This is a genomic window from Companilactobacillus halodurans, from assembly GCF_009600985.1.
In the GTDB taxonomy this organism is placed as follows: Bacteria; Bacillota; Bacilli; order Lactobacillales; family Lactobacillaceae; genus Companilactobacillus; species Companilactobacillus halodurans.
This window is the reverse complement of sequence record NZ_VDFP01000004.1, coordinates 1-16,406: the sequence shown is the minus strand read 5'-3', so window position 1 is coordinate 16,406 and position 16,406 is coordinate 1. Positions and strand designations below refer to the sequence as shown.

At 34.2% G+C, this 16,406-nt stretch carries 18 protein-coding genes and 1 pseudogene; 13 read left to right on the top strand and 6 right to left on the bottom strand.

Annotated elements, in window-relative coordinates; translation table 11 throughout:
- Positions 1-20: 20 nt before the first annotated feature.
- The 4 genes from FHL06_RS03025 to FHL06_RS03010 form a co-directional block, all read right to left on the bottom strand.
- A complete protein-coding gene (locus FHL06_RS03025) occupies positions 21-743 on the bottom strand; it encodes a GntR family transcriptional regulator (protein WP_153384769.1) in 723 nt (240 codons plus the stop codon).
- A 63-nt stretch (positions 744-806) separates the two neighbouring features.
- Positions 807-1,631, bottom strand: a complete 825-nt coding sequence (locus FHL06_RS03020; protein ID WP_153384768.1) for an SGNH/GDSL hydrolase family protein — start codon at positions 1,629-1,631, stop codon at positions 807-809.
- Between the two features lie 41 nt (positions 1,632-1,672).
- A complete protein-coding gene (locus tag FHL06_RS03015; protein ID WP_153384767.1) occupies positions 1,673-1,876 on the bottom strand; it encodes a hypothetical protein in 204 nt (67 codons plus the stop codon).
- A gap of 158 nt (positions 1,877-2,034) precedes the next feature.
- Positions 2,035-2,883, bottom strand: coding sequence for a WxL domain-containing protein (locus tag FHL06_RS03010; protein WP_153384766.1), 849 nt, complete (start codon positions 2,881-2,883; stop codon positions 2,035-2,037).
- A 317-nt stretch (positions 2,884-3,200) separates the two neighbouring features.
- Between FHL06_RS03010 and rpsN the strand changes: the two genes are divergently transcribed.
- From rpsN to FHL06_RS02945, 13 genes and pseudogenes are all read left to right on the top strand, one after another.
- Positions 3,201-3,470 (top strand): 30S ribosomal protein S14, encoded by a 270-nt coding sequence (gene rpsN, locus FHL06_RS03005; protein ID WP_153384765.1) that lies wholly within the window; start codon positions 3,201-3,203, stop codon positions 3,468-3,470.
- Between the two features lie 590 nt (positions 3,471-4,060).
- Complete coding sequence (locus tag FHL06_RS03000) at positions 4,061-4,210, top strand: teichoic acid D-Ala incorporation-associated protein DltX (RefSeq protein ID WP_153384764.1); 150 nt, start codon at positions 4,061-4,063, stop codon at positions 4,208-4,210.
- A gap of 24 nt (positions 4,211-4,234) precedes the next feature.
- A complete protein-coding gene (gene dltA, locus FHL06_RS02995) occupies positions 4,235-5,752 on the top strand; it encodes a D-alanine--poly(phosphoribitol) ligase subunit DltA (RefSeq protein WP_153384763.1) in 1,518 nt (505 codons plus the stop codon).
- Positions 5,745-6,956, top strand: a pseudogene (dltB, locus tag FHL06_RS02990) (D-alanyl-lipoteichoic acid biosynthesis protein DltB). Before dltA ends, dltB begins: the two are co-directional and overlap by 8 nt.
- A gap of 11 nt (positions 6,957-6,967) precedes the next feature.
- Positions 6,968-7,207: a D-alanine--poly(phosphoribitol) ligase subunit DltC gene (gene dltC / locus FHL06_RS02985; RefSeq protein ID WP_153384762.1), complete on the top strand. Its 240-nt coding sequence runs from the start codon at positions 6,968-6,970 to the stop codon at positions 7,205-7,207.
- A 3-nt stretch (positions 7,208-7,210) separates the two neighbouring features.
- Positions 7,211-8,458: a D-alanyl-lipoteichoic acid biosynthesis protein DltD gene (gene dltD, locus FHL06_RS02980; protein WP_153384761.1), complete on the top strand. Its 1,248-nt coding sequence runs from the start codon at positions 7,211-7,213 to the stop codon at positions 8,456-8,458.
- A 197-nt stretch (positions 8,459-8,655) separates the two neighbouring features.
- Complete coding sequence (locus FHL06_RS02975; RefSeq protein ID WP_153384868.1) at positions 8,656-9,063, top strand: MerR family transcriptional regulator; 408 nt, start codon at positions 8,656-8,658, stop codon at positions 9,061-9,063.
- 487 nt (positions 9,064-9,550) lie between these two features.
- Positions 9,551-10,765, top strand: a complete 1,215-nt coding sequence (locus tag FHL06_RS02970) for a quaternary amine ABC transporter ATP-binding protein (protein ID WP_153384760.1) — start codon at positions 9,551-9,553, stop codon at positions 10,763-10,765.
- 10 nt (positions 10,766-10,775) lie between these two features.
- The gene (locus FHL06_RS02965) at positions 10,776-11,624 is read left to right on the top strand and encodes an ABC transporter permease (RefSeq protein WP_153384867.1); all 849 of its coding nucleotides are present in this window, start codon (positions 10,776-10,778) and stop codon (positions 11,622-11,624) included.
- 10 nt (positions 11,625-11,634) lie between these two features.
- Entirely contained in the window at positions 11,635-12,546 is a 912-nt protein-coding gene (locus FHL06_RS02960) for a glycine betaine ABC transporter substrate-binding protein (protein ID WP_153384759.1), read from the top strand.
- A 226-nt stretch (positions 12,547-12,772) separates the two neighbouring features.
- A complete protein-coding gene (locus FHL06_RS02955) occupies positions 12,773-13,636 on the top strand; it encodes a helix-turn-helix domain-containing protein (protein WP_162000292.1) in 864 nt (287 codons plus the stop codon).
- An 85-nt stretch (positions 13,637-13,721) separates the two neighbouring features.
- On the top strand, positions 13,722-14,843 hold the full coding sequence (locus FHL06_RS02950) for an AI-2E family transporter (protein ID WP_153384758.1): 1,122 nt from the start codon (positions 13,722-13,724) through the stop codon (positions 14,841-14,843).
- Positions 14,844-14,887: 44 nt separating this feature from the next.
- On the top strand, positions 14,888-15,682 hold the full coding sequence (locus tag FHL06_RS02945) for a hypothetical protein (protein ID WP_153384757.1): 795 nt from the start codon (positions 14,888-14,890) through the stop codon (positions 15,680-15,682).
- Positions 15,683-15,718: 36 nt separating this feature from the next.
- On the opposite strand, the gene FHL06_RS02940 is transcribed toward FHL06_RS02945, so the two are convergent.
- Positions 15,719-16,159, bottom strand: coding sequence for a GNAT family N-acetyltransferase (locus FHL06_RS02940; protein ID WP_153384756.1), 441 nt, complete (start codon positions 16,157-16,159; stop codon positions 15,719-15,721).
- Positions 16,160-16,309: 150 nt separating this feature from the next.
- Positions 16,310-16,406, bottom strand: a 97-nt coding sequence (locus FHL06_RS15090) for an IS3 family transposase (RefSeq protein ID WP_153384755.1), incomplete at its 5' end; no start/stop codon positions are given.

Here is a 16,406-nt window from a genome sequence, read left to right as displayed (position 1 = left end):
CTTGTCCATTTTTTGTGAAATTAAAATTTAAGCAACTGATTAAAAATGAAATTATCAGGAATAAAATGCGATTCCGTATATTCAAATTGTTTGCCATCATCGTTAAAAGCAAAGCTGACCATATTGCCAACGCAATTATTGATGCCCAAATTGAGATTTTCGTAGTCAATCTGTTGAGCATGTTCGATTCTTAATTGACGTTTGACTACGGCAATCTTCATTTTTAATTCATGATGGATGTAGTCATAGATTGACTGTTTAGCAATTTCTGGTGTGATGCCGGGAACGAGTTGCGCGTTAAAATAATTTATATCTAAAACGGCATTCTTATTATTGATATGGCGAACTCGTTTAATTGCATAGACAGGGATGCCAATTGCAAAAGAAGTCTGATTACTGATTTTCTTATCGACAATGATTTGTTTAAAGTCAGCAATCAAAGTTGTTCGATGAACATCTTGAGATTTGTTCAAAGTTTGTAAGCCGTCGATTTCTTTGAGACTAAGATTAATCTCTTGAGATTGTGGAGTGTGCTCTAAAACAACTACGCCTTTACCTTTAACGCTATAAACTAGGCCCTCATCAGACAATTGTTTAATAGCTTTTCGCACGGCGTAGCGACTAACTTTGAATTCTTCAATCAATGACTCTTCAGTAGGCAAACGCATTTTAATATTGTATTTTCCATTTAGTACACGTTGCTTAAGTGCTTGATAAATATCCTTATTATTAGTTTCAGCCATTTTGAACGCTCCAATGTAATTATAAATATGTACTATTTAATAATATATTATATCTAAAATGATTTAAATCAATTTCTTCCTAATTAATTGTTCTTTTATGAAATCGGCAACAATTTTTCCACCTGCTTGGGAAAAATGAACGTGATCTCCGCAATCAAAGGTTGAGATTAACTGGCCATTCTTGCCAACGAAATTTGCTAGGTCAATTACATTCGGTAATTTTAATAAGGTTTCATTTGTCTCCAAACGCAGTTTCTCCTTTTCGAAACTCCAAGCGTAAACTCCGCCATTGATATTACCTTCTGCAGGAGTGATAGTCATGGGAATAAAAATTGTCTTATGTTGCTTAGCTCTTTTCTTTAATTCAATAATTGCAGAACTTAAGGCATTGGCTGTTGGCAATTCATTTACAGGCGTACCAGTGCCAGGATGCAAGAAATCGTTAATTCCTTCCATAAAGATAATAATATTGGGTTGATAATCGAGCATGTGGTCAAACCTAGTAAAACCGGCTTCGCCAAAGCTGTTCGACCATTTTGAAGTGCTGTGTCCAGGATGCAAGAGCCGATTTCCTGAGATACCGAAATTAGCCGTCATGATATTAAAATTAGATTCCAGTTCTAAAGCTAAAGGTGCTGAAAAGTTGCCTTGATTAGTCAAAGAATCACCAAAAAAGGCTAGTTTAGGATAAATTTTTTCTGTTTGAACTTGAATACTGGAAACGCCGAAAAAATATTTTGGTTCTAAAGGGTCTGTTTGTTTAGTCTTAATAAGATCATTAGAAATAGTTAATCCAAGTGAATGAATCGTTTTATTTGGAGAGGCAATAGTTATTTTGATGAACTGGTTAGAGTCTAAATTAAGATCTATCCAATCAGACCATCCCATAAGTCGTGGCTCAATCAGAAAATTTTTTCTACCACTATAGGTTACTGCTTTTTTTCTTCTGACGTTGCCACAGTTAAGGAAGATATTTTCAGCGGTATCTCGTCATAGAGATTGTTCAACTGCAGACGGATTTTCTTAGCTGCTAGGGGTTGGAAAATTTCGAGAGTCTGTTTTCCAGTTTGATTGATATTGTCTAAATTTGAATAGTTAGTAAAATTATGTTTCCAAGTCGTAGTAATTGTCATAATAGGCCTTCTCTTAAAACGAAACTTTATTACTATTATAATAACATGTTTAAACAATATCTAAAAAGTAAAAAGAAAAAAATAGATGCCAATTCTAAAAAGAATTAGTATCTATTGATTTTTCAATAAATGATTTTTCAATAAAATTTGGTAGAACATTATTTTTGTAGATTTGATTGTACGCTTGGCTTAGCCGTCAAAGTCCATGTAACAACAGCATTCATATGATTAGTAGATTCTTCAGAAGTCGATCCAGTTTGATTAGGAATAGTCAGACTTGCTGAAGATGGAGTATTGAATTTAGCTTTAATAACTCCTGCATTGTAAGAGTCACGTTGCAAGTCAATTAAAGTAGAATTTTTGTTGCTGGAACTATCATTACTAATTTGAATAGCATTGGTTTTTAAATATGTTGACGAGTTAGAAATGTTTTCATCGCTGTCGTTTAGCAAGGGAATGGAACTAAGATTCAAGATGGCATCAAGTTTCTTTGATGCATCTGCATTCGTCAGTTGTCCGATTGATGCGGTCAAAGTAAAACCAGGCATTTCAGAAGTAAAATTACGTGAATCAATCACTTCTAAAAGACTGCTGTCATTTCCATCTTGACCAGCAGTTACATCTCCATTAGTTGAGTCCGTGTTGAAATCAGTAGCATCGGCAGTATTATTTTGTAGTTTAGAAGTGGAACCTACTGTCATGGTGCCGAAGTTAAAATCAGGCACGGCAGCTAATGTTAAAATTCCGGATAAAACAGTAACGCTGACGTTTGAGGTGGCGGTTTGACTAGTACCGTCATCAGTTGTTGTTGTTGGAGTTGCTGATGCAGTAGCAACTGGAGTATCGGAAGCATCAGTGTCAGAGTAAGTAACGGCCAAATTACTGCTACTTTTAGTAGTATCTTTTACTTGAATGTCATCAGAAGCTTTGACTGTAGTTAAGGGTGTTATGGACAGACTAAGACTGATTAATGCTAATAAACGGATGAATTTATTAAGTAATTTCATTAGCTGTCCCCCTAACGTTTTTTTATTGTGCTCAGGCCTTTTCCATGCTTAAAGTTTAACAAATAAGGTCATACAGTTTGTATCGTAATTTATAAATGTTTTTTATCTAAATTGAAACAAACTATTTCTGTCAATAATCTAATTTTTTGAATTTTTTTAAAAGAATATTTTTGGTTTTTGATTTTATTAGTAAAAAAAGACGCTAAAATAAGGTTTTAAGTGAAATCGTTTGCCATGTCCTTAAATTACTGCTACGTTGGTAATTAGTAGAAAATATTACTAGTAACTGGCTTCAAAAAAGAGGTCAGATAGAATATATGGCAAGAAAAGCTAAAATTGAACGTGAAAAAAGATTACAAAGGACAGTAGATCGGTATGCAAAATTACGCCGGAAATTAAAGGCTAATCATGATTATGCGGGGCTTAGTCAATTACCACGTGATGCTTCACCAGTTAGACTGCATTCTCGTGATGAACTTGATGGGCGTCCACATGCATATTTGAGAAGATTTGGTCTATCGCGTTTGAATTTTAGAAAACTAGCTCATGAGGGTAAGATACCTGGTATTAAAAAGGCTAGTTGGTAATTAAATAATATAAAAATAGATTTCCGAAAGGAAATCTATTTTTTTGTGCTCTGATTTTTTTGTAAATATTAGGCAATGATATTAATTGTTTTTGTTATTGAAGCTAAAAATTTTGATAACAATATCGGCTTTAGAAAACGCTTTATCTTACGAAAATGTCACATGATACTAACGCTTTAGTAATTGTGAGATATAGATATTTACTTTTAGATTGTCGAGCTCAATAATGAAAATCGGAAATTAAAGAGCAAGATAAATTTCTTGATAAAATTTCCAATAATAAAGGATAAAAATAAGTTGCGATTACGGTGCGTATATTTTGTAAAGAAAAGAACGGTCAATTATAATTAATTTGTTTAAACATATAATCATTAAAACCTAACAGCTACTTGGATTTGGTCAAAAAAGACAAATATTTTTTACTTAAAAGGCAGATTAGTCTACATTGTTTTTTTATTATAATGTTTATACAGGTTATATAGAAATAAAAATATCTAGTTATTTTGGCTTATTTTTTAGTTTGACACCGTTTATTTTGAATGGTTATATAGTCCCGCATTAGTAAAAACTCTTTCAGTGAGGTATAGATTATGAAAAATAGTTTCCTTGCTTTTTTTAAGAAGCCAGCAGTGCTTTTCATTATTAAAACAATTATATTTTTCGCTATTTTCTTAGTACTTTTGTATATCTATGGATACAACGGTGTTGGAAGCGCCAAGTTTATTTATAACGATTTCTAATGGAAACAGGAAGAAGGGAACAATATGAATACAATCATTGAAAAAATTACAGCTACCACATTACAAGACCCAGAAAAAGTTTGTTACCAAAATGGTCAGGAGACTCATACATATCAAGAGTTATCGCAAAAATCTGACCGAATTGCAAGCTTTTTACAAGAAAAATTCTTACCTGCAAAGAGTCCATTAATTATTTTTGGTGGTCAACAATTTGAAATGTTAGTCATGTTCTTAGGAGCCATTAAGGCAGGACACCCTTACATTCCAGTTGATGATGGGTCCGATCCATCGCGTGTGATTCAAATTAATAGCGTTGCTAAACCAGCCTTGATTTTAAATTGGAGCAATATGGCAGATTTTGGAGTCGATACACCTCAAGTAAGTAAAGAAGAATTAAAGAGGGTTTTAAACTCAGACAACAATATTTATGACAGTAGTTTGAGCATTGGACCAGACGATAATTTCTATATAATCTTCACCTCTGGAACAACTGGTACTCCTAAGGGAGTTCAGATCAGCACTAATAATATCTTGGATTTTGTGCAATGGGCAACTAAGGAATTCGATTACTCAAAAGGAATGAAAATGTTGTTGCAAGCCCCATTCTCATTTGATTTATCAGTTTTTGATATCTATCCGGGATTAATCAATGGCGTGACACTAGATGTTGTGGATAAAGATACCACTAAGGATTTTGGTAAATTGCAAACAGCAATCGTTGAATCGGACTTCAACACTTGGGTTTCAACGCCATCATTTTTTGAAATGTGCTTATTGTTTAGAGGTTTTGATGAAGAACACATGCCCCAATTGAACAAATTTATTTTCTGTGGCGAAGAATTAACTCATGCAACTGCTAAGAAATTACTCAAAAAATTTCCTAACGCAAAGCTTTATAACACTTATGGACCAACTGAAAATACGGTTGCTATCACTTCAATTCAAATTGATAAAGATGCTTTAGAAAAATTTGATCGTCTGCCCATTGGTTACTTGAAAGCTAATATGGATTCAAGAATCAATGGAACTGAAGATGAATTAGGTCGTATGACTGGCGAACTGTTAGTCAGCGGTCCTGATGTTTCTAAAGGCTATTTGAATAATCCTGTGCAGACTAATAAGGCCTTTGAAGAAATTGATGGCAAAGTTTTCTATCACACAGGCGATATGGTCAGTGAAGATGCTGACGGATTGTTGTTCTATCATGGTAGAACTGATTTTCAAATCAAAATGCACGGTTATCGAATCGAGCTTGAAGAAGTAGATTCAATGCTTGGCAACCTCGAACAAGTAAAACAGTCATGTACAGTTCCGCTTTATAACAACAAGAAACAAGTCAGCAAAATGATTGCTTGTATCGTCTTAGAAGATGAGTTTAATAACGATGATTCTCAAAAGATAAGTTCTGATATCAAGAATGCTTTAAAGGAAACGACAATGGAATATATGATTCCTAATGTGTTGCGATTCGTAGAAGAATTACCAATTAGCAAGAATGGGAAAATCGATAGAAAGACTTTGATAGGCGAAATTAATGAATAACATCACACCTTATAGCAGCCCGCATTATTTTATCTATTTGCTGCTACTCTTGTTGCCAATCATGATAGGTCTTTGGTTTGGCAAACGTTTAAAAGTCTATGACTTCTTCGCAACAGTCGTTATCTTGATAATTACATTCTTTGGCGGCAATATGTCGCAAGGAATCTCACTTATCTTCTATATCCTTTACGAAATGGCAATTGTTTTCACATATCGCTCGTATCGTAAAAAGTACAACAATTTTTGGATTTTTACCTTGTTCGTGGTTTTAGCAATCGTTCCACTGGTCTTTGTCAAATTAGATCCATTAATCAATAATGCTACGATTTCACTCTTTGCTTTTATGGGTATCAGTTATTTGACCTTCAAATCAGTTGAAATCGTTATGGAAACGCGTGATGGGGCAATTAAAGAGATAACTCCGTTTGAATTTGTCAGATTTCTCTTGTTCTTCCCAACCATTACTTCTTGACCAATCGATCGGTTCAGACGTTTTCAAAAAGATATTTTGAAGGTTCCTAGTCGAGAAGAATATGTTGAATTATTGCACAGTGGCGTTAACAAGTTAATGCAAGGCTTGCTTTACAAATTCATTATTGGATATTTCTTTGGGACTTTGCTTTTACCAAAGATTGAGATTTTGACATTGTCTTATCGCAATCAAACTCCTTTAGGGATTTCTTGGGCCTTAGTAGCCTACATGTACGTCTATAGTATGTATTTGTTCTTTGACTTTGCTGGGTATTCACTCTTTGCGGTTTCCATCAGTAATTTTATGGGGATTAAAACGCCTATGAACTTTAGAGCTCCCTTTAAATCTAAGAACATCAAAGATTTTTGGAATAGATGGCATATTACCTTATCATTTTGGTTCCGAGATTTTATCTATATGCGTTTGATGTTCACGATGATTAAACACAAGTGGATTAAGAGCCGAGTTAATATTGCTAACTTTGGATACTTGATGTTGTTTTTAATCATGGGCTTTTGGCACGGTGAGACTTGGTTCTACATCGTTTACGGCTTGTTCCACGCTGGGGCTATGATTACGAACGATGCTTGGTTGAGATTTAAAAAGAAACACCGGAAGAGTATTCCTAGCAACAAATTTACACAAGCATTTGCAATATTTTTAACATTTAACATTGTATGTTTCAGTTTTATGATTTTTTCAGGAATTTTAGACAAATTATGGTTTAGTTAGGAGAATTTATTATGGACGAAATTAAAAACAAAATTGTAGGTATTTTACAAGATGTAACAGGTTTGGACGACGCTGGTCAAGACATGGATCAAGATTTATTCAAAGATGGCGTTTTAGACTCAATGGCAACTGTTGAAGTTTTAGTTACATTACAAGATGATTTTGGTATTCAAGTACCAGTTTCTGAATTCGACCGTTCACAATGGTCAACAATTAATAAAATTGCCCAACGTGTACAAGAATTGGAATAGATTATGAAAAAAAAGTTATGGATGATTTTTGGACCTGTTATAGTTGCTATTGCTGCTTTATTGATCCTTCTCTGGACGCCCATCAACTTTAAAACCGTTACACCAAAAAAGGTTGATCAAGCTGCAACTTCCCTTGATACTCGGGTCTTAAAAGGCGAGAGCGTTAAGAATGCCGCTGAGAAGGAAAACTACATTCCTATCATTGGTTCGTCGGAACTTTCTAGAATGGATCCGTTCCATCCATCTTCCATGGCGCAAAAATATCATTGGAAGAATAAGCCATTTTTGCAAGGTAATCCGGGAACTGCTTCATTGACACAGGCAATGAATGTTGGTGGGATGACTAATCTAAAGGGAAATAAAGCTGTTTTCATTATTTCTCCACAATGGTTTACCAAATCCGGTGTACCGTCTGATGCTTTCAAATATTTCTTATCGCCGTTGCAGTTGACAGGTTTTATCTTGAACTCCAATCACGGCGATAAAAAGATGAACAAGTACGTAGCCAGCAGAATTATCGATTTAGGTGTTAGTAAAGGCCCAATCGAAGATGATGCCTTAGAACGTATTTCTGAAGGTAAGCAGATAACAGATTTTCAACGTTTCTATATTAGAGACATTGCCCGTTCAAGTTTGCAGAGCCAAGATGATTTATTTGGATCATTGTCCATGAATGACCACCAAGGACAAATCAATAAAGCGTCAGCTCAATTGCCTGATACTTACGACTACAAACATTTGAACAAACTGGCTGTTAAATTAGCTAAGAAACACTCGCACGATAACGATTTACAAATAGGTGATTCATTTTATAGACGTAAGTTAAAGAAGAGAATCATTATTTATAAAAATGCTCACCGTCATGTAACATATACTCATTCACCAGAATATAATGATTTTCAGGCGCTACTCTATATGTTCGCTCAAAATAAAGTTGAAGTAATGTTTGTTATTCAACCGATTAATCCACACTGGGTTAAATATACAGGCATGCCTATGAGCTCAATTACTAATTTTGATAAGAAAATCAAATATCAATTGAAATCGCAAGGATTCAACAATATCGTAGATTTATCTAATGTTAAGAATCCTAACTACATTGCTGAAGATACTATTCACATGGGCTGGAGAGGTTGGTTAATGCTCGATCATCATTTGAAGGGCTATTATAAGACCAAAAAAGCCAATCCAGAAAACACTGAATATAAGATGAATAGTTACTTCTTAACAAAAACTTGGGCAAATAAGTAGAAAATAAGGCATTAGCTCGTTTTAAATTTACAAAAATTAAAAGACTATCAAATTTTTCCAATTTGGAATTTGATAGTCTTTTTTGATATTCGCAAATTATATATTTTTGTATTTCAATTAAATAAGTTATAAAATCATCTCATCACCTGAATTTAACTTTAGGTTTAAGAGAATTCGGAGGAAAATTTATGGAAGAAATGATGGTAACTTATTCAATTAGCGAAGCAGCCGAAAAGTTCCACTTATCAGTGCCAACAATCCGTTATTACGATAAAGAGGGACTCATTCCTAATTTAAAAAAGAACAGTTCTGGTGTTCGTCGTTTTACAAAAGCTAATCTTGACTCATTGAATATGGTTGAGTGTTTGAAAAATGCCGGGATGCCAATTAAGGATATTAAGCAATTTACAGCTTGGGTGCTTGAGGGCGATTCGACTTTGGATAAACGCTTGGAAATGTTTCATGAGTTGCGTAAGTCAGTTTTAAGTCAAATGGATCAATTACAAGAAACTTTAGATGTTGTTAATTTTAAATGTGAATACTATGGTCAAGCTAGAATTGATGGAACTGAAAAATTCGTCAAGAAAAATATGAAAAGAGATTAAATATTTACTGCTTTTTTGAGTAACTTCCTATATTAGTGAAATTACTCTATTTTTTTTGGCGGCTCAACTTTTAAATAAAATTTAAATTAATAAAGGTTATAATTTTAAAAATGGTTTATAACCTGCTATTATAAAAAATATAGTACAGGAATAAATATTACTAAATTTTCTTTATGTATTCATAACCAAGAAAACGGTTACAAAGATAAACGGTGAGAATATTTTTTTGAAAATAAAAATATTTGTTTTTGACCATCAGCTAAAAACCTTGATGCTAAGGGATTCTTAAGCTGCTTTTTAAAAATAAAAATGGAATTGTTTTCCAACTATACTGCTTAAAATTAATCCAATTATTTGCCTATACAAATTATATTTGTTAGGGTAATAAGGGTCGTTGTTATTTATGAAGTTAAATAACAGCTTTTTTATTCCTAAATAATGAACATAGGAAAGTATGTTTATTTCAATTCCAAGAATGGGGGATTTAATGAGTACTAATAAGGGTACTGCAAAAGTAGAAGTCAAGAACTTAACAAAAATCTTTGGTAAGCACATTAACAAAGCTAAAGAGTTAAGCCGTCAAGGCAAAAGTAAAGCAGAAATTCTCAAGGAAACAGGCGCCACTATTGGTGTTGATCGAGCAAACTTTAAGATTAATGATGGTGAGATATTCGTTATCATGGGTCTTTCTGGTAGTGGTAAATCAACATTAGTAAGAATGGTCAATCGTCTTATTGAGCCCACTGAGGGTGAAGTATTGATTGATGGCGAAAGTGTCATGAAGATGGATAAAAAGAAACTTCGTGATGTTCGTCGTAAGAAAATGAGTATGGTTTTCCAAAACTTCGGTTTGTTACCAAATAGAACCGTTTTGGATAATGCATCATATGGTTTGGAAATTCAGGGAGTAGATAAAGAAACTCGTGATAAAAAAGCCAATGAAGCACTTGAAACTGTTGGTATTACTGGATATAACGATGAGTATCCTGATCAATTATCTGGTGGTATGCAACAACGTGTCGGATTGGCTCGTGCTTTAGCGAACGATCCCGAAATACTATTGATGGATGAGGCTTTCTCAGCTCTAGATCCATTGAACAGAACTGATATGCAAGATCAACTCTTGGATATTCAGGACAGATTACATAAGACAATTATTTTTATCAGTCACGATTTGAATGAAGCTTTGAAGCTTGGTGATCGAATCATGATTATGAAGGATGCCCGTGTTGTTCAAACTGGTACTCCTGAAGATATTTTGACTCATCCAGCCAACGAATATGTTGAAGAATTCATTGAAAACGTTGATAGAAGTAAGGTCTTGACAGCTGGTAACGTTATGATTCGTCCAATGACAATCAATATCGAAAAAGCTGGTCCACTTTTGACTTTGAAGATGATGAGAGCTAATGAAGTTTCAACAGCTTATATCATTAACAACGAACGTAAATTGATTGGTGTCGTTGATGCCAACGATGTTATCAAGCTAGTTCGTGAAAAGAAAGGGGATATGAAACCTATTATTCAAGATAAGGTTCCAACAACTTCTGAAGATACACCAATCTCTGACTTAATGGATGATATTTCACAAACAGGTATTCCATTTGCTGTCGTTAATGACAAGAAGCAATTGAAAGGTATTATTGTCCGTGGTGCTGTTCTTGGTGCCTTAGCAGGAAATGAGGTGAGCGATTTTGAATAGTCTTTTATTATTGGCCAGCATTCCCAAGCTTCCGTTAGCTGATTGGATCGATGGTTTCGTCGATTGGTTAGTTAAGTTTACAGGCTTTTTCAATGCAATTACTAACTTTATTGGAGGAATCAACAATGCCTTTCAATGGGTCTTCGATTTAATTCCAATCTGGTTATTTATTGTTATAATTTTGGCATTAACTTTGTTTGTCAATCGAGACAAACAAAATTGGGGCTTAATAGTATTTGAGTTTCTAGGTCTACTATTGATTTGGAACTTAAATTACTGGCGTGACATGACTCAAACTTTAACCTTGGTTTTAACAGCTAGTTTGATTGCCATTGTTATTGGTATTCCATTAGGTATTTTGATGGCTAAGAGCCATATTGCCGAGATTATCTTGAAACCTATCCTTGACTTTATGCAGACAATGCCAGCCTTCGTTTATTTGATTCCTGCTGTTGCCTTGTTCGGTATTGGTATGGTTCCTGGTATCGTAGCTTCAGTTATCTTTGCTATGCCACCAACAGTTCGTATGACTAATATGGGTATTCGTGAAGTACCAAATGAATTGATTGAAGCTGCGGATTCCTTTGGATCCACTGAATGGCAAAAATTATTTAAGGTTGAATTGCCAATTGCCAAGACAAGTTTAATGGCTGGTGTCAACCAAAGTATGATGCTTTCACTATCTATGGTTGTTATTGCTTCTATGATCGGTGCCATGGGACTTGGTACTGAAGTTTACTTCGCCGTTGGTAGAAACGATGCTGGTAACGGATTTGCTGCCGGTTTGTCAATCGTTATCTTGGCTATTATTCTTGATAGATTGACACAATCATTGACAAGAAACCGCAGAAAGAACTAGGAGGGATTTTTTGAAAAAACAAAAGTTTATCAAACTTTTCTTATTAGCAATACTAATTATCCCAATTATTTCCGCATGCAGTTCTGAAACAGCTCCATATAACAGTAAGGAAAAATTGGGGCCTCAAGTGAATTACACAATCACTGGTATCGATGCTGGTGCTGGTGAAATGAGTACTACTCAAACAGCTATCAAGAAGTATCATTTGGGTGGAAGCAATAAATGGCAACTACAACCAAGTTCAACTTCTGCGATGACTAGTACTTTAGATAAAGCTTATAAAAATAAACAAGCCATTGTGATTACCGGTTGGCAACCACACTGGATGTTTAAAAAATATAAGTTGAAATTTTTAAAAGATCCTAAGAATGTTTATGGAAAAGCTGAACATATCAGTACGATTGTTCGTAAGGGCTTGAAGAAAGATTCTCCAGGAGCCTATAAGATTTTGGATCAATTCCACTGGACACCATCACAAATGTCTGATGTTATGTTGGAAGTAAATGCTGGTAAATCTCCAAAGACTGCTGCTAAGCAGTGGATCAAGAAAAATAAGAAGACTGTTGATAGGTGGACTAAGGGTGTAAATAAAGCCACTGGTAAAAAATCAATCAAGTTAACTTATGTTGCTTGGGATTCTGAAATTGCTTCAACTAACGTTATTGCTCAAGTCTTGCGAGACAAAGGCTATAATGTTACGATTCAGTCAATGGAAATGCAACCTGTTTGGGCTTCAGTTGCTACTAAAGCTGCTGATGCTACCGTGAGTGCTTGGTTACCTAAGACTTCGGCTAAATTCTACGCTGATTACAAGAATCAAGTTGAAGATCTTGGAGCAAATCTTGAAGGCGCAAAGGTTGGTCTAGCAGTTCCAACTTATATGACTAAGATTAATTCCTACAATGATTTAAAAAATAAATAAGCTTCTTAAAAATTGGAAGAAATTCCAATTTTTTTTGTCATAAAAAGACTTGATTATTCACTATAGGAATAATTATTTATGAATACTATTCTATATATCATATGGTAAGATATTTAAATGAGATACGATTCGTCTAACAAGTCTAAACAGAAATGACAAGGCTGAGATGTGGGTATATAATTAAAATAATTATTGATATAAAATAATTATATATAGGGGCGATGGCGTGGATATACAGACGTTTATTGATAAAAGAAAAGAGTTAGGTCTCTCTCAAAAGGAATTGAGTAACGGTATCTGTACTCAAGCAACTTTGAGTAAATTTGAGAATAACGGTAAAATACCCTCACTAAAAATCCTGATTCAATTATGTAACCGACTAGGATTATCTTTGGATAGTATTATCGGCGTTAAAGATAATAAGTGTCAAAAAGTCGTGAAACAAATGAACAAGGCAGAATTTAACTTGATTATTCAAGAGTATAAAGATGCTTGGAAGATCATACAGTCAATTGATGTCGATGATTTGATTCATGACAAAGAAGGTTTGATGCAGTATTACTATTTAAAGGGTTATTTAAACGTTTTGGATGATGGAGATTTATTTGATGCGGTCTTTGATTTTAATAGAATCATCTCCGAATTAGATACGCAAGAAGAAACAATATTCACCTTCTTGTCATATGTTGGCATGGGCATGGTTTATGCTAAGCAAGGCGATGATCAAAAGAGTGAATACTATTTCAGCAAGGTCTTCAATAATATTTATACAATGTCGATTGACGATGTAACGAAGATATGGCGTTATATTAATATTATTTTCTACTGTGCAATTTACTATTCCGAACGAACAGACTTAGAAACAGCTAATACCTTGTTAAATTATGGGGTAAAAGTTTGTGCACAAAATCATGTGACATATTATATTGCAAGAATTTATGCACAATTAGCAATGAATGAGAGTCGAGTTAACGGATATAATAAAAAAGTTAAGAATTATATGAATAAGGCATTGGTATTCTCAGAGTTTAATCAAAACGAAAAAGAAGTCGAATTGATCAAACGTTGGGTTGTTGGCAACAAGGCTTAAAAAATATGATTCTACGAGGACGTCACACATTTGGTGGCGTCCTTTTTTATGTTATATTGGGTAGATAATAGAAGAGGGAGACAATATGGAAATAAATCGTCGAAATATTATAAAATATGGAATCATTGCTGTTTTATTATTATTTCTTTTAATTTATCCAAGCCAGATTTATCAAATCTTCTTAAATCTGCTCGGCGTGATTATGCCGTTAATTTTAGGAGCTGTTTTGGCATATGCTCTGAATATTTTATGTGCCAAGATTGAAAAGCATTTGTTCTCAAAAACAAAGATGAAGTGGTTGCAAAAGTCGCGACGTGGTATAGCAATTCTGTTATCTCTGATTATCGTTATTTTAGTAATGACAGGGGTATTCAGTCTTGTCTTGCCACAATTTATTAGTGCTTTGACTAGCTTTTTCAAGTCGATTCCAACATTCTTTACTGATTTGTCGAATGCGATTCAAAAAATCAATCATGATTCAGTCTTAGTCGATCAAATCAAATCAACCAATATCGATTGGACCTCAGTTCAATCGAAGGTAATGAAATACTTATCGTCAGGTTTTAGTGGCGTTTTTGGTTCAACTTTTAAGATTGTTACGGGCATTAGTAAGGGAATTGTCAATTTTATTTTAGCCATAACTTTTGCCATTTATATTTTGAGTAACAAAGAAAAATTGGCTTCACAAATCGATCGTGTAAGTCGAGCTTTTATGAAAGAATCACACTTAAAAAAGACCCATTATGTTCTCAGTACAACTAATAAAATGTTTACTAGCTTTATCGTTGGTCAAGTTACTGAAGCCATTATCTTAGGTACTTTATGTACTTTAGGAATGCTTTTGTTTAGATTTCCTTATGCATTATCTGTGGGAGCATTCGTCGCTATAACCGCTTTAATTCCTATTTTAGGAGCTTGGATGGGTGGTGCAGTAGGATTCTTACTCATTGCTGTCAATTCGCCCTTAGAAGCGGTTTTATTCGTTGTTTTCATTTTGGTACTGCAACAAATTGAAAGTAATTTGATTTATCCAAAAGTTGTTGGAACTTCATTAGGATTGCCGGGAATCTGGGTCTTAGCTTCCATTACCGTTGGTGGCGGACTTGGTGGCATCGTTGGTATGCTACTAGGAGTACCAGTAGCTGCCACAATTTATAAATTGCTTAAGAATGAAACAAATCGTCGTTTAACAAATCAAAATAAGTGATTTCCAATGTTATAATTAGAAAAATTATGCAAGGAGAAATCGTTTTGTGGAATAGTTACTTTGGTTTTGTAATAACCTTTATTGTGATTTTTACAGTTGTCCCTTATGTAACATCTTTGCTAGTTTCTTGGTTGGGACATTATTCAAAAGTCGTTTTAGTTAATAATTTGGGCAATAACAGTCAGCTAGTCGTCGGAGGACTTGGGGTCGTGATTCACGAACTGGGCCATGCAATTTTTGCTTATTTATTTGGTCATCAGGTCACGCACGTCCAATTATTGAATCTCAATTATAAACGTTCCGGGTCGTTGGGGTCTGTCGACCATCGTTATAATGACCGTAACGTCTATCAAATGTTGGGTAATTTCTTTATTGGTCTGGCACCGTATTATATGTGCTCATTAGTCTTGTACTTTTTGCAAAAATTTCTATTGCAGGCCCAATTTAGTATGACGTCACTCGCTCAAAGCTTGAGTATCAATACTCAATTGTCAGTTTCGATGATCTTTGATTCGGTCTTGGATAATTTAAAATCGAGCTTTTCTAATGCTTCTTTTGGAATGCTTATCGTTTATATTATTTTAACGATTATGATTGCTAGTACAGTCTATGACCTAAGCCGTAACGACTTTATAACGGTGAATAAAGGGATTTTGCCTTGGGTAGTTTTTCTGATATTATTGGGCTCATTTTTATATGTCTTTAATATTAGAACTGCTGTTATCAGTGGCTCTGTATATTTCGTTGCTTTTTCAATTTTGTTTATGATTCATGCATTGTTGAGTATTATTTTAGCTATCGTGATAATAAAAATCTTAGGACTATTTAACGTCCTTTAAAAAAAGCCACCAATTCAAATCTGAATTGGTGGCTTTTTATGCAGATATTGCTGCATGCGTCATTTTGATATGGGGAGTGTGTTGAAATATAAAAGTATCTCCCTGGGCTTCAAAAGAGAAGTTCTCATAGAAACCTTGAACTTGGGCTTGAGCCTCTATTTCAATTTCTCTATTAGGAAATTCATCGTGAATTACTTTTAAAACATGTTTCATCAGTTCATTGCCTAATCCTTGTCCACGAAAGCTTGGTTCAGTCACTACGCGTCCAAAGCTAACTTTATTATCTTGGCTGAAAACTCGAGCGTAAGCAGCAATTTTTCCGTCGACCATGTCAAAAATATGAATGGAATGCAAATCTTGGTCGTCGACTTCTTGATAGATTCTTTTTTGATCAACTACGAAAATCTTGGTACGAAGATACAAAATTTCAAAAAGTTCCTTAGTTGTTAGTTCTGAAAATTTTTTGATTTCCCACATACGCTGGCCCGCTTTCTAATGAATAATTTCATTTATTAATTTTTGTAAATTAAAATTATTATAAGACAATTATAAATGGAAATCACTTTTTTTTAGAAAAAATAAAGCATGATACTCCAATGAAGTGAACCCCATTAATTGGAGTTTATTTTAGGCAATCAGTTGGTCGGAAAGATTCCGGTATTCTACCGGTGTCTTTCCGGCCAATTTTGTCCTTATCCTTTTGTTGTTATAGTAATATACATAT